The organism is Paeniglutamicibacter quisquiliarum (assembly GCF_019084045.1).
GTDB lineage: Bacteria > Actinomycetota > Actinomycetes > Actinomycetales > Micrococcaceae > Paeniglutamicibacter > Paeniglutamicibacter quisquiliarum.
In genome coordinates, this window is sequence record NZ_JAHRED010000001.1 from 198,288 (window position 1) to 213,269 (window position 14,982).

General features: G+C 59.8%; 8 protein-coding genes. 5 read left to right on the plus strand and 3 right to left on the minus strand.

Features of this window, described 5'->3' with window-relative positions; genetic code table 11:
* The first annotated feature begins 48 nt into the window (after nucleotides 1-48).
* The 5 genes from KRR55_RS00940 to KRR55_RS00960 all read left to right on the plus strand — a co-directional run bounded on the left by KRR55_RS00940 (nucleotide 49) and on the right by KRR55_RS00960 (nucleotide 10,367).
* Nucleotides 49-1,080: an L-idonate 5-dehydrogenase gene (locus tag KRR55_RS00940; RefSeq protein ID WP_217387167.1), complete on the plus strand. Its 1,032-nt coding sequence runs from the start codon at nucleotides 49-51 to the stop codon at nucleotides 1,078-1,080.
* A 445-nt stretch (nucleotides 1,081-1,525) separates the two neighbouring features.
* Entirely contained in the window at nucleotides 1,526-4,078 is a 2,553-nt protein-coding gene (locus KRR55_RS00945; RefSeq protein ID WP_217387168.1) for a hypothetical protein, read from the plus strand.
* Entirely contained in the window at nucleotides 4,078-5,601 is a 1,524-nt protein-coding gene (locus KRR55_RS00950; protein WP_217387169.1) for an AAA family ATPase, read from the plus strand. Before KRR55_RS00945 ends, KRR55_RS00950 begins: the two co-directional genes overlap by 1 nt.
* Nucleotides 5,602-5,655: 54 nt before the next feature.
* Nucleotides 5,656-7,779 carry a site-specific DNA-methyltransferase gene (locus KRR55_RS00955; protein WP_217387170.1) on the plus strand — a complete coding sequence of 708 codons (2,124 nt, stop codon included), beginning with the start codon at nucleotides 5,656-5,658 and terminating at the stop codon, nucleotides 7,777-7,779.
* Complete coding sequence (locus KRR55_RS00960; protein ID WP_217387171.1) at nucleotides 7,776-10,367, plus strand: DEAD/DEAH box helicase; 2,592 nt, start codon at nucleotides 7,776-7,778, stop codon at nucleotides 10,365-10,367. Before KRR55_RS00955 ends, KRR55_RS00960 begins: the two co-directional genes overlap by 4 nt.
* Before the next feature lie 28 nt (nucleotides 10,368-10,395).
* Here KRR55_RS00960 and KRR55_RS00965 read toward each other — a convergent pair whose 3' ends face one another.
* The 3 genes from KRR55_RS00965 to KRR55_RS00975 all read right to left on the minus strand — a co-directional run bounded on the left by KRR55_RS00965 (nucleotide 10,396) and on the right by KRR55_RS00975 (nucleotide 14,816).
* Nucleotides 10,396-13,308 carry an ATP-dependent helicase gene (locus tag KRR55_RS00965; protein ID WP_217387172.1) on the minus strand — a complete coding sequence of 971 codons (2,913 nt, stop codon included), beginning with the start codon at nucleotides 13,306-13,308 and terminating at the stop codon, nucleotides 10,396-10,398.
* 304 nt (nucleotides 13,309-13,612) lie between these two features.
* Nucleotides 13,613-13,927: a hypothetical protein gene (locus KRR55_RS00970; protein WP_217387173.1), complete on the minus strand. Its 315-nt coding sequence runs from the start codon at nucleotides 13,925-13,927 to the stop codon at nucleotides 13,613-13,615.
* Between the two features lie 67 nt (nucleotides 13,928-13,994).
* The gene (locus KRR55_RS00975; RefSeq protein ID WP_217387174.1) at nucleotides 13,995-14,816 is read right to left on the minus strand and encodes a hypothetical protein; all 822 of its coding nucleotides are present in this window, start codon (nucleotides 14,814-14,816) and stop codon (nucleotides 13,995-13,997) included.
* Between the last annotated feature and the right edge of the window lie 166 nt (nucleotides 14,817-14,982).

Sequence of the window (14,982 nt, forward strand, 5' to 3'; positions counted from 1 at the left end):
AACCGGAGGGCATGCAAGACCAGAGAGAAACGAATTCAAGGAGTTGTAGTGAAGGCAGTAGTGGTGCACGGGCCCAAGCACCTGCGCGTGGAAGAAGTGCAGGAATCGCCGGTTGGTCCCGGGGAGGTGGCCGTGGATATCGCCTATGGCGGGATCTGCGGATCCGACCTGCACTATTGGCAACATGGCCGCAACGGCTCCTTCGAGGTCAAGGAGCCGCTGGTCTTGGGCCACGAAGTGGTCGGCCGGGTCCGTGAGCTGGGGGAGGGTGTCACCGGTTGGAGAGTCGGGGATGCCGTGGCGATTCACCCGGCAACTCCGTGCCCGGAACCCGGGGCAAAACCGACCGGCATGCACCTGGTCCAAGGAGGCACCTATTTGGGAAGCGCCAGCACCACCCCGCACACCCAGGGAGGCCTGGTCGAGGTGCTGCACGTCCAGGCGCGACAGCTGCGCCGGCTGCCGGCGAGCCTGGACCTGCGCACTGCGGCGTTGGCCGAACCGCTGGCCATTGCCTTGCACGGGATCGACCGGGCGGCGGGCCTCATTGAGGGTGCACGCTGCTTCGTCAGCGGTGCGGGGCCGATCGGCCTGCTGGCCGCGGCGGTGCTGAAGCTGCGCGGTGCGGCATATGTTGCAATCTCGGACCTGCAGCCCCGTGCGCTGGAAGTGGCCAGCTCCATGAGCGTTGACGAAACCTTCAACATCCTGCAAGGCGAAGGCCCTGAATCGCTCGACTATGACGTGAGTGTGGAAGCGGCCGGCGCTGCCGCGAGCCTGCAGACCGTGCTGGATGCGACCCGCCGCGGCGGAACGGTGGTGCAGCTGGGGATACTGCCCCGCGACGCCGTGTCGATCTCGCTCTCGGAACTCGGGCTGCGCGAGCTGACGGTTTTTGGTTCGCAGCGCTTCGAGACGGAGCTGGACGAGGCGGTGGAATTGTTGGCAGAGCACACGTTCCTGGCCCAGGTCATCAGCCACGACTACGCACTACACGAGGCCGCAGCGGCCTTCACCATGGCGCTGGACTCGGCAGCCTCTTCGAAAGTGTTGATCAAAGTAGCCGACCTCAGAGCATAAATGGCGAAGGGACCTCGATCGCACGTTGCGCGCAAGACGATTTTCTGCCGTTGGAAACCGACTCTTCAATTTCGGGGTACTGAACACCCGGTCACCAAACATAAAGCCGGAGAACCGAATTAAGCTACCGAAACAATTGGGGAAAAGATTTTCTTTATTTGATCCGCGGCCACATAATTAGACCATTAGTTCGCACGGTGTTAGGGAAAATGCACACCCACTAGGGGTGCTGCCGGTGGACAATGCGAGCGAAAGGTGGCGGGGGATAGTGCTCGAGGTTGTCGGAGGCGGCACCAGCGCTGTTGCTTCGTCGGCTCATGCGGCGTGCGAGCGGTTCCGGGGCACCGATCCACTAATTACGGGGATGACTCGCCGAAAGCTCGCGAAGGCAGTGGGGGTCGCGGAGACAGTGGGAACGATTCCGCAGGCGCGATGGATGCGAGCGATGACGTTCGAGCGGATGGTTCGCAACGAAAAATTCGCGGGGCAGATTGCCACACGCACCGTCGGTGCGCTGTCGCTTAGTCGTCCGACTGAGGTCGTCACTGTGGACGCACACTCGAATGTCGACCGGACGGCGCAAGTGCTCGAAGCGGCACACGATCGTGCAATCAATACGGGCGCAGCCACTCTCATTTTCCAGCTGGCGGTGCCATTCGTGGGCTTCGAGGGGACGCGCGCGACCGACGTGATGCCCGACTTCGCGATCGTGGCACCAGCCTTCGGTGACCAGCACTCGTCCTGGCTGGTGATGGGCGATGCAAAAGACTATGAACGCGTACGGTCTCGCATTGATGACGAACGGATGCTCAAGGGATTCTTGCAAGTTGCAGTTGGTGCGGAGTCGGCACGGACTTGGTCGCGCCTTCCCAAAGACATGGGAGTCCACACCTTCGGTGTTCTCGCCGTGCCCAAAAATGCCTTCTTCCAGCCTGAACCGGTAGTGGAAAACCTGCACGATTACCAAGAAGAAGTAAAATTGCGCATCGAAGAGCGTCGACGCGAGGCCAAAGAATCGGGTCACACACCAGGCCAAGACATAGAGTCTCTCGTTCAACATCTTGAAGCGACATTCGACCCTGCTGCCTGCGCAAGCTGCACGCTCTTCTCATACTGCCGCAGCGAATTGCGTCATTCGCAAACCCCTCTTGACCTCTTGATTGAACTTGGCGTAGGCCGTGACATGCGAGGCCAGGCGTTGGGCCTCGTTGACGGCGTCAACGATGTCGGTCGTGTACCGGCGTCTACGGCCGCGAACATCGCCGCGACCCTGACTGGCGTCGCGCAGTTGACGGGCCAACGACGTGTTGACCCGGCCGGGATGCCGGGGACGGTCAACGTTGTGATTGCCAAGTCGGATTCCGCACCGCTCGATGTCCACGGTATCGGCGTACAGCGCGTCACGATAGATGGACGAGCTGAGTGGGAATACACGACTTTTGACAACCCACAGTCGCTCGAAACGCGCCGCCTTATAGTGAGGCGTATCGGTACCGCGCTGAACCATGCCATGCGTGATCAACGCAAGTCCGCAGGGAACGGAATTCCCGATTCTGTGCACCTCGTGGTCCCTGACAGTGATACAGCGGACGTACTTGTTTCCATTGCCGACAACCTGGCGGGCATCGAACTGAGCCGATTGCGCTGGAAACGCGACAAGGATCAGGGGCGCCCGGTGCTGACCTACGATGGCGAGCCAGCAACAGTTCCGCGCGGTATTTCCGAAGCAGAGCGTACTGCCATCGCGTTACTGCTCGAGGACGACCGCGCCCGGGCTTTCCAGCTACGGTTGCCTGTCATCGACCTTCGTAAAGTGCTTGCGCGTCGAATCGTCGCTGGTGGGCCGAGCATTAACTCTGGTCGTCTCGACTATCTCGTTGGGTGGGCTGAGGCCCGCGAATCGGCACCGATTGATCATCGTGCATTCGCTGACCAGATCGAGGATTCTGTGCACACCTCCGGAGCCAGACTGACGAGCCTGGCGTCCGATGCGATCCATAACGCACTCGTGGGGCGTAGCGGAAAGGCGAACGACGCGCCAGTCGCCGACCCCGTGCTGTACAAGGACCTTGTAACCGAGGAACTGGAATACAAGGCGCAGATCCTCGAACGTGCCCTGGCTTCTCTCGATGGTTTTCAAGCTTCGACGTTGCGTGCGGTGTACCGCGCGATCGAGTCCGATGCGCAGGTGGTGTGGCGTCGGCGTCTCACGCTGCACGCTTCGGACCTAGTGCGCTTTGGCCGTACCTATCGTCCCTGGCGCAACTCTCTTGTGCCGATGATTGAGAGCGACGGAACCTGCGCCTCCCAGCTCTTCGCGCTGTCGAATCCGCAGGCGGCGCACGACCTTGCGTCCGACGCTGGCAACCGTTTTGTCAGCTTTGCGAAGGTTGTGTCCGTCAATCCGCTGGTGATCGACGTGGACTCACGCCGTATCACTGCAGATTCACGAGTGGTGCTCCTTGCCAACAATGGCGAGGCCTGCGCTGAAATGCCAGGTGTTTCAGTCGATTCAAGTGCGCGTGGGTCGTTTAAGATTGATGGTCTGGCGATCGGTCCGCTCGAATTATTCGACGAGGACTTCCCGAAGCGACTGCACTGGGATCCCCAAGTCGTTCCCCACGTAGCGGCCGGCGACGAATTGGTGATTGCCGACTTTGCATGGTTCTCCGCGCTCAAGGGCAACAAAATACTCTCAGTGCAAAAGCCGCAACAAGACTCGACCTCGGCGCCAAAGGACGGTTGCCAGCCCGAGTCTTACGGCGACGAGCCGCAGTTGCATCTGTGGTGCTGCCGTCCGCATGAGGATCGCGAGGCCGAGTTTTCGGATCTGTTGGCAGAGCGACGGGCGCGGGGCGAACTGAACCCCGAGACGTGGCCACCGGTACGCGACGGCGACGGGTTCGAGGTCGCCGCGGACGGCTCCGCGGAGGGCAACCCTTTCGAACTGGCACCGATGCCCGTGCCGGAGCACCTGACGTTGGATGATCTGGAGTGATGGTGGAGCACGGAGCGAGCAGCCACTTCGCTGACCCGTTGGTCGTCGCGACGAGCGGCGTTCACCACGAGGGCGCAGCGATCCTTAACGACCGCGTTGCCGATGAGGCCAGTATCGAGTTGGCTGACATGTTGTCGGGTACATCGCCGATGGAGCGCATGTTGCTCAAGGCTGCGGCAGGCGCTGGAAAGTCGTACGCGCTCAAGCGCCTCGTCGTCGAGGCAGCACAGCATCCGCGCGGCGAGCGCATCGCGATCACCGCGTTCACGAATAAGCAGGTGCGACCTCTCGCCGTCTCCCTGGGGGAATCACTAGGGAAGGACTCCGTTGCGCTGCTTGCGAGCAAGGCTGCATACGAGGAGATACCGACAGAGGTGCTCGATGCTGCGACGGTAGTGACCTCCACGAAGGATCTGCCTAGCACTGTGAAGGTTGTGATCGCTACTGTTGCGCGCTTCGGAGCGATGGGCGAGATTAAGCGTCTGCGCGACCACCTCGGCATGGCGGCGAACGGAACCACTCCCTTTGGCCTGCTGTTCGTCGACGAGGCCTGGCAGATCGCACACCACCTCTTCGACAAAGTTACGAAGCTCGCACCACTTTGGCTGGGTGTGGGCGACGTCGGGCAGCTGCCGCCACTCGAAATAGGCGAGAACCCGTGGCGCGGCGACCCTGGGTACAACCCCTACCGTGCGTGGCCGACCGACTACGACGAGGACCCGCGTACTTGGTCGAGGGAATTGCCGGCCGTGTGGCGCCCGGCGGCCGGGCACCTCGCGTTGTGGCGGGCTTTCTACCCGGAATGGACATCGCTCGACTGCGTTGCGGGGCCCGGCGATCGAGCTATCGACCTCGGATCGATGGATGAAGGCGCGGCCGAGATTTGGCGGCAGGTAGGTACAGGTGTGCCGACCTTGCTCGAAGTCGATGGGCTGCCGGAACCGGAGGCTGCCGACATCGACCTACCCTTGATGGAATTCGTAGAATCGCTGCTGGACGAGTTCTTCGAGGCGGAGGCATCGCTAGTCTCGGCGGTGTATGACAACGACGTACCGGGCCGACAGTCCGGACTAAGGGAAACTACGCGCCTTCGGGGGGATCAAGTAGACCCGGTGGTCACCATCCTCGCGACGCGGAACCAATCGGTTGACGATGCAATTGAGGCGGTGGAGCGTCTTCAGAAGAAGCACGATCTGACCGACCGCGACATTGTCGCGTCGACGGTCGACTCGTGGCAGGGCCAGACGAACGGCATCACGATCGCAGTCCACCCGCTCAACGGTGCGACCGATCTGGACGCGTTCAACTCGGCGTTTGGGCGTCTTGCCGTGGCTTGCACGCGGGCGACGCACGGGCTTTTGATGGTGGCACGGCCGGGTCTAGATGAGTTGCTGGCAGCGGCACCCGCCCGCCCGGGCACACCGTTCGGGGAGCCAGGCACCAGGCAGCTGCCGCGGCAGACGCACGCGCGCATCCTCGCGACATTTGCGCGCAGCACAATCGACGTGTCGGATGATGAGTGATCGTCGCCCGACTGGAAGAATTGAACTAAATCCCGTTCCCCATGAAGGAGTGCCGTGTCCCGGCTAAATGACCTGCTGAGGCGGCTTGAGAACAACGATCCCGCCCTGGCGAAAGACCTGAAGCGCGAGGTCGACGCACTCGCTGGACGCCGCGCGTTTGGTCTAAACTTTGAGCGCCACGCGCCAGAAGCCGTTGAAATTCCAGGTCGTCCCGTGAGGCGTGGCGACAAGGTGCGCATCCTCCCTCCGCGCGGAGCAAAAGCTAGCGCAAGCGACGACAGATTATGGCGAGTCGTCTCAATTCGGAAAGACGCTGAAGGCTTCCGCGCTGCATCTCTCGAGCTAATCGGTGAAGAAGATGACAGTGTCGATGCGTTCGTCGAAGATCTGGTTGTGGTTGCCGAATTCCGAGACCCGATCTATCCGGGATTGGTCTCGACGAGCAAGGTGGAACGTGGGGGGGACAAGCCCTATCATGCGGTCATCAACGCCGAGAACTACCATGCCCTCCAGACATTGCTCTTTACACATCGCTCGAAAATCGACGCGATCTACATCGATCCGCCATACAACACAGGTGCGAAGGACTGGAAGTATAACAACGACTACGTGGAGGGTGAGGATCTCTACCGCCACTCGAAGTGGCTCGCGTTCATGGAGCGGCGTCTCAAGCTCGCCAAGGAGCTGCTCAATCCGGACGACTCTGTACTCATCGTCACGATTGATGAGAAGGAGTACCTGAGGCTTGGGTTATTGCTCGAACAGGTCTTCCCCGAAACCCGAATTCAGATGATCAGCGATGTGATCAACCCCAGCGGTTCGTCGCGGCGCGACATGTTCTCGCGGAGTGATGAGTACATCTATTACGTGTTTCTCGGTTCAGCTGCGCTGGTTGAAACGTCCGATGACATGTTGAACGCAGCGCGCATCGAAGGGTCCGTCGAAGTGCGTTGGGACTCGCTCATGCGCCGTGGGGAGAACGGCCGCAGAGCACGGCGCCCGAACCTTTTCTATCCGCTTTACTTTCGGGAGTCGGACGGCGGATTTGAGGGGTTCGGCGGTGCGGTACCGCCTGGAACGACCGAAGCTCCTCATATTCCAGGCTGTGTAGCCGTACTTCCGGTTCGAGACGACGGTGCCGAAATGACTTGGGGTGTCCAAGGTGGGGTCTTCGAAAGCAGGCTTTCCAACGGATATGTCCGTCACTACCGTAATACTGCGGGGAAGATGGTCATTCGGGTACTTCAGTCGGGGACGATCGACGAGATCGAATCGGGTCTGATTCTCCGCGATGGAGTTGATGAACACGGATTCGACCGATTCATCTACTCCAAGTCAAAGACGGTTCGCCCGATGACGAACTGGAAACGTGCGTCTCATTCGGCCTCGGACTATGGCACGCCTATGCTGACCGCGTTGATCCCGGGGCGTCGCTTCCCCTTCCCCAAATCCCTTTACGGAGTTGAGGATGCCGTGCGATTCTGCGTTGCTGACAAGCCGGAAGCAGTTGTTCTCGACTTCTTTTCAGGTTCCGGTACGACCGCACATGCCGTCATGCGCCTCAACAAGCAGGATGGGGGGCTACGCCGGTCGATCAGCGTCACCAACAATGAGGTCGGCGTCGACGAGCAGAAGCGACTCCGCGCCGAGGGCCTCCGGCCAGGTGATCCCGAGTGGGAGAAGTGGGGGATCTGCAACTACATTACGAAACCACGGGTAGCCGCCGCGATCACGGGGAGGACGCCATCCGGCGACGCCATCAAGGGCGACTACAAGTTCACCGATGAGTTCCCGATATCCGATGGGTTCGAGGAGAATGTCGAATTCTTCACCCTCACTTACGAAGCTCCGCTGAGAGTCTCTTCTAATCGCGAGTTTGCAAAGATCGCGCCCCTGTTGTGGCTCCGAGCTGGATCGGAAGGGCGGCGGATCGAGGATATCGCGGTGGGCTGGGACGTAGCCGATACGTACGGTGTGCTCGGCGACTTGAACCAGACTGAGGCGTTCGTCGAGGCCATCGTGGCAAAAGACGGGATCCGGGCCGCGTTCATCGTGACTGATGAAGATCGTTTGTTCGAGGCTGTCGTGAGAGAGCTGCCTGACCACGTCGAGCCAGTACGGATGTACGAGGCCTACCTGCACAACTTCGAGATCGAAACAGGCCGGAGCGCGCTGTGAAATTTACTCTGAAGGACTATCAAGAAGACGCAGTCGAGGACGTCCTCAACGCACTCGAGCGCGCCCGTACGGCGTGGGAGCGCGACGGAGACGTCTCGTCGCTTGCGCTAACTGCGCCCACTGGCGCCGGCAAGACCGTGATGGCTGCTGCCGCGATCGAAGCGCTGTTCCATGGTTCTGAAAAGTTCGACATTGAACCCGATGAAGGAGCGGTAGTGATCTGGTTCTCGGATGACCCGAACCTCAATGATCAGACGCGCATGCGGCTTATGGATGCGTCGGAGAAGTTCACCTCTTCCGACCTCATCACCATCGAGCCGCCGTTCTCAAAGCCGAAGTTGGACCCTGGTCGCGTGTACTTCCTCAACACGCAGAAGCTGTCGAAAAACTCGAAGCTCACCCGTGGCCACGTCGCTGACGAGAACCAGATCGACTTTTCCACCCTCGCAACACCTGATATGCAGGGCTATACGCTCTGGGAAACGATCGCCAACACGATCCAAGACGAAGATCTCACTCTCTATCTCGTGCTCGATGAGGCGCACCGTGGCTTCAACACCACGACCAGTCGTGACAAAACGACGCTCGTGCGGCGCCTTGTACAGGGCCACGCTGGCTACCCTTCCATCCCGATCGTGTGGGGCATCTCGGCCACGATCGAGCGCTTCAACACAGCGATGAAGGAAGCAGACGCCTCCAAAGATAGGCGCGCGTTCCCTGCAGTCATGGTTGATCCGGCCCGTGTACAGGAGTCAGGTCTCGTCAAGGATGTTGTCATCCTTGACATACCCAACGAGGCCGGTAACTTCGATACGACACTCGTGAAGCTTGCTGCTCAGAAACTAGCTGCTTCATCAGAGCGCTGGGCTGAGTACGCGAAGACTCAGGGTCTTACCGAGCTGGTCGTCCCGTTGCTAGTCCTGCAGACACCGAATACGCCTGACCATGAGCAGATCGGTCGTGCGCTCGATACGATCGCTGAAGTCATGCCAGAGCTGTACAGCGGCAACGTGAGCCACGTATTCGGCGATCACACCCGCCAACACTTCGGCCGATGGGACGTTGAATGGATCGAGCCGCAGCGCGTGCAAGAGACCCCCTCCATCCGCGTGCTCATCGCGAAGGACGCGATTTCGACGGGGTGGGACTGCCCCCGCGCCGAAGTGATGGTCTCGTTTCGTCCGGCGAAGGACAGCACACACATCACGCAGCTCCTGGGTCGCATGGTCCGTAGCCCGCTGGCTCGTCGTGTGCCGGGAGACGAAGTCCTCAACTCGGTGGAGTGCATCCTGCCGTTCTTCGACCGCACCACCGCCGGCAAGGTCGTGCGATACCTGACCGGGCAGCTAGAGGAGATGCCGGGCGGTGATGGTGGCAAAAAGATCTTGCTTGACGGACGGGAGCTGCGGCCTAATCCGGCCATCCCCGAGGCTGTTTGGGCGGTCTGGGACAAACTTCCAACGCAAACCCTTCCGAAACGCGGGGCACGCCCAGTAAAGCGAATGGTCTCTCTCGCTCAGGCTCTCGCGATGGATGGCGTCCAACACCGCGCCTTGGCCAACGCAGAAACGGAGATGCACGCGGTACTCGACGGTTATTCAGCTCGCTACCTACAACTGCTCGACAAACAGATCGAAGATGTTTGGCGCGTCAACGTGCAGCAGGTCATGGGCAATTCGGGGACTAGCAAGCTCACCTACCGTGATTTCTCGATGCGCGCTGACGACCGGGCGATCCGTTCGGCATTCGAGGAGGCGAAGAAGGCGTTCGGCGCGGATATCGCCCAGTCATATGTAAACCACCTCGCGGGTTCCGACGACGAAGACGACGACGGATTGCGGGAAGCCTATGTCAAGACTGCGGCGCTCAGTATGATCAAGGAGATCCGCGAGAAGGTCGATATCGAGGCGAACGAACTGGTTGACCGATGGTTTGCACAACATCGCGTATCGATCAAATCACTGCCCGACGTTCGTCAGCAGGATTACGAAGAAATTCGGGCCATGACTATTGAGCCGCAGAAGGGCGAATTGGGAAGACCGCGTTCGCGGATGGAGGACTACCAGATTCTTGACGCTGACGACCAAATCGCGCTGGCACCGCTTGAGACGCTCCACCTTATGTCGGACGAAGCGGGGATGTTCCCGTTGTCATCTCTTAACACATGGGAGCGCAAGGTCGTGGACGTCGAGCTCAAGCGCTCCGGAGCCCTCGGCTGGTACCGAAATCCTCCGCGTTCGGCTGTCGATTCGCTCGGTATCGCCTACCGTGACGCTAAGGGTAACTGGCGCAGCATGCACCCTGACTTTGTGTTCTTCCATGAGGTCCGCGGCGAGGTGAAGGCCTCGATCGTTGACCCGCACGGCACACATCTCGACGATGCTGTAATCAAGTTAAAGGCTCTCGCGGAATTCGCGAAAGAATTCGGGGATGCTTTCCACCGGATCGAGGCCGTAGCCATGGCCGGGAGCTCGATGATGGTGCTCGACATGACGATTCCCGCCGTACGGGACGGCGTACTCTACGAGGACAAGCCGGCTGTCGAGTTCTACAGATCCGACTTTGCAGTCGAATTCGCGGACTTCTAAGTCCTGACGGGGCGGCGTAGCCGCCCCGTCAGGACTTAGTGGCAGCCGAGCAGATTCGCCGCACGTCGCACTCCCGGCACTTGCTGCGACCGGGCTTCGGCTCGAAATCCCTGCGGCGGAGGCTGTCGATCGTCGCGATGATCTGAGTCTCAGCCTTGCCGATCGCATTCTTGTCGATCTCTACGTCATAGCGCTGCTCCGCGCCGAGATCGTGGATGAACGCGGCTCCCACGTCGAGGCCTTCCCTGCGCCCTGCTTCCGTGTAGATCTGTAGTTGGAGCGGGTCGATTTGGCCGCCCGTCGACGTCTTGTAGTCCACGATTGCCAGGCGGCCTACTTGGCCTTCTTGGTTGTCGTAGATAACGTCGGCGCGGCCTGCGATCACTGCGCCGTCGAGATGGAGTTCGAACGGTCGCTCGGTAGCCCAGGTATTCAACAGGTCGGTCGAATTCTCGTTCACGTATCGCAGCACGAGCCTGCGGGCCTTCTCACGCATCTCCTTGTGACCGGCTTTGTTGGCATATGGAAGGAAGAACTCGGATTCGAGCAGCTGGTTGATTTCCTGAACCGTTGGAACGGCTCCCGCCGCTTGCGTACGTTCGGCGAGCACGCGCATCGTATGGTGCACGGCGTTGCCGTAACCGAGCTCTTGCTGGATAGCGGGCATGAACCCGAGCTCGTTTTTTAACAGATAACTTCGTGGGCACGTCTCGAACGCCGCAAGTTCGCTGTACGTTATCGCCAAATCTGCGTTTGCGGAGGATGCCTTGCTCGTAGCCGAGGTAGGTGCTCCCGCTTTCGTAAAGCATTTCACGACTTCGTCGTAGTAGGGCGACGCAGCACGGTTCTTTCCGCCGTTCAGCTGGGAGAAGCTCGACAGCAACACTGCTTCTCGCGCGCGTGTGATCGCGACGTAGAACAGGCGTCGCTCATCAGCATCGGTGCCCTCGTAGCGCTGCTTATCGAAGCGGCCCTGCAAATCCTCGGGCCAGTTCTGGGCTCGGCCGTTCATGCTCGAAGGGAAACGCGTCTTTACGAGCGAAGGTAAGAACACAACCGGCCACTCGAGGCCCTTTGAACCGTGAACGGTGCCAAGTGCGACGCCTTCGTCCAGGTGGCCGTCCTCACCTGAGAAGTCGTCATAGCTGCTAACGGCGTAATTCGACAGTAAGATCGCGAGGTTCTTGTAGAACCATTCGCCTCCGCTGCGGCCACCAACTTGCTCGCCTGGTGCATCTCGGTCCTTGCGCGATCGCCAACTGACACCTTCGTAGTCGGCGAGCACCTTCGTGAACCGTGCGATTGTTCCCAAACGGTTACGAACCAGGTCTTCCGACACGTCCCAGTGCTGGACTCCGAGCAACTCAATGAGTTGATAGAAGTCGCGCACGAGGCTCTCATTGAACTTGCTAACGAGCGCCTTCCTCTTCCAGGCTTCGAGATGTGACGACAACGTTTGCCGCATCACATCGGGGAGACTGAAAGCGGTGGTGTAATCGTCGAGAAGCTGATCGAGTGTTATTTGCTGCCCTGGAGCGTACTGTGCCGACTTCCAATCGATGTCGCCGATCCATGCGTATGTCGCTCCGAATACCAGCGGTTCAACCTGCGTGAACAGACCAGACCGTCCGCCTGCCTGCACGGGGATCTCGGCTTTCTCGAGCGCATGCATAAGCGAGGGGTACGCAGAGCGTCCGCGTACGAGGATTGCGATGTCGCGGTAGGGTAGTCCGTTCGCGTGGAGATCGAGGATCTGACGGGCGATGTCGTCGGCTGAGTCGTGTTCGTTGCCCGGGTCGCGGGAGAACGCAACACTTGGTCCGTCGACCGCGCGGAACGGCAGCATCTGCTTGTCGATGCGGCCTGGAATCGACTGGGCGAACAAGTTCGCGACCTCGACGATGCCGGGGCGCGAACGACGGTTCGTGAGCAGCTTGAACTGCGTGACCCCGCTGTAGCGGTCGGCAAACGTGACGATGTTTTTGACCGATGAACCACGCCATTGATAGATCGCTTGGTCGTCGTCACCCACGACTACGAGGTCGGCCGTGCCGTGCGGCTTCGCGAGCAGCCCGACGAGCCTCTCCTGCGCGGGGTTTACATCCTGATACTCATCCACGATGAGGTGACGCAGAGGAGCTGTCACCGCGGCATGCACAGAAGGGTCGTCCAGCGCTTCAACCGCCCGCACGATCTGCGTTCCAAACGACATGAACTGGTGGCGGTCCAGCGTGTCGTAGTACGCCTCGACCGCGGTCTTGAGGTTGCCCGCTGGCAGTGAATCGACGTCGATCAGTTCGTTCTCGATCACGTCGATGCCGCGCTGAAACGTTGCGATGCCCTTGAACGTACCGTTGGTCGGGGCTAGATCAGTGATGCCGATGATCCGGCTTTCCTTGTAGACGAAATTCGTCAGCTGGTTTGTGTCAAGCGGCGTGTAAGTTTCGTACTTCGGCACATATGTCTGCAACATGCGGAAGCAGTACGCGTGAATCGTGCCAACAAACAGCCGCCCCAACTGATCTGTCGCAGCGGTGCCCATACGCGCGGTCACCCGCTCACGGATACGCTCTTTTAGCTCGGACGCTGCCTTCTCGGTGAAGGTGAACGCCACGATCGACTCAGGCGCTTCGCCGCTGGCGAGCAATGACGCCACTCGTTGCGAGACAACCTCGGTCTTCCCCGACCCGGCCGCGGCGATGATCTGGATGTGGCTTCCGCGGTGGGCGACGGCCGCCGCAGCGTCTCCATCCAGGTGTGGGATGACAGCAGCCGTTGCTGCTGGTCCATGCGTAACAGGGCCAACAGCCGGGCCCGGAACTACTTGAACGGGCGGGAGAACGATGTCTGGTGCCGATTTCGGAGGTGCCGGCGTCGCTGCGAACGGTTTTGGAACCTGCTGCGTCGATTTCTTTGCTGGCGAGACCCACTTGAATTTCATCGCATTCCCCCTCGTTAGGCCGAAGCTGCGAATCGCCCCGGCTAACTTCATAATGCCAGATCTCTACCTCTCTGGGTGGGATGGAACTATTACGTCCTAACGGGTCCAGTTATTGATCGCATGACAACCTGTGAGGCCAGCCGTATGACTTCCTAATCGGAGCAACAAATACCAGTGGAATAGGGGCGACTGATCCTGATGAAATCTTGGACTGAAGCCTAATCTTGCCGCCCACAAGACGACGGTCAGGTCCTCGGAATGGGTCATCTTCCAGTACACACGGGCCCTGTGAAATTTGATTGTTTTAGAGCTTGTCGATCCAGGTGTCTTCTTCGCGATCATCCCAGGCCGAGTTCTGTGTCGTCTCGACCCGCCGCCCGGTTCTGTCGATGTGGCTGAGAATGGCCATCACCTCTCGAGAAAACAACTGGCGGATGTTCTCCACTTGTCGCCCGGTGCTCTCTTGGATGATTTGCTGCCGTTCGTCCATTGAGGTGATTGCGGCGCCTTCGAAGGCAGACCGAAGCTGCTCGATTTGGCGTGGACTGATTGGCGAATCCGGGCTCGCGGCGGTGGCGGGCTTGGCGCCGGGTAAATCGAAAAGTCCATCGTGCGGCAACGTGACCAGTCCTAGGATCGGGAATATGGCGTAAGGCAATATTCTAGCGGCGGATGCCGCCCTCGAGTTACTTACGCAAGATGGTGTAGATCCCATTGCTGACGTTGATCTGAAGGCGCTCGTTGCGCTCCCGCAGTCCACGCATGTAGTCAACGCCCACGCCTAGGGTCCCGGAACGAGAGCCGTTGGGTCGCCAGGGAGCATCGATCATGACACCACCGAGGACGACCTTGAGCTGGGCGGCCATATCAGGGAAGGCATGTTTGGACACAGCCGGGATGCGAAGGTAGCTCCGCGTCCGATCCTTGTCTGTCACTGGTTGCGATTGGACCCTCAACTCGGCGGCCGAGGAATCGGTGGTTCTTGGCACAGTGGTCGTTTGTTCGACGGGTTTCGTGGCAGATTGGTTTGCCACTGCCTGCGCGGGAACCTTGTAATTCGACAATCCGTGGCGCTTGTGGAGGCCTTTTGCCACGTCGACATTGGCAAAGGGAGCAACTCTTTCAGTATCAAACAACTGACGCCGGTGAGCAGGATCGATACTGGTCGCAAATGCAGAGATTATGGATTGTTCACGAGTCGAGACTTCGTCGCACGGCGCAAAGTGGACGTACAACCGATCAAGACCTTCAAGAGTCTTCAGCCACCAACCACCAGCATGCGGCGCGCGAGCGCCCAGCTTGGTGGAGTAGTACTGACCAACTCGGGTGCGAATCGACGTGCCCGCCATGCCGATGTAGAGGACTGGTTCGTTCGGGAGCCAAAAACTCCCAATCCGTTCGGCCAATGTGCTCGGAGTTGCGAGAGCGCCGTCGATGCATGTCGCTGGGCAGACTGACAGGAGTTCGGCGTAGGCCGAGGGCGAAGGTATATAGCTACCTTTGGTCACGTTTGTGGCCTCCGAGTCGGAGGACCAACTGACGCAGTAGATGCCTGGAACGTTTGGAAGAGTCCGTTCGCCCCATTTGACGACGCCGGTTGGAATTAGATCTGCGGCTGCAAATAGCTCGCGAATTGATAGTGGCACCGTGACAATTTATCGGAAAATTCCTGCC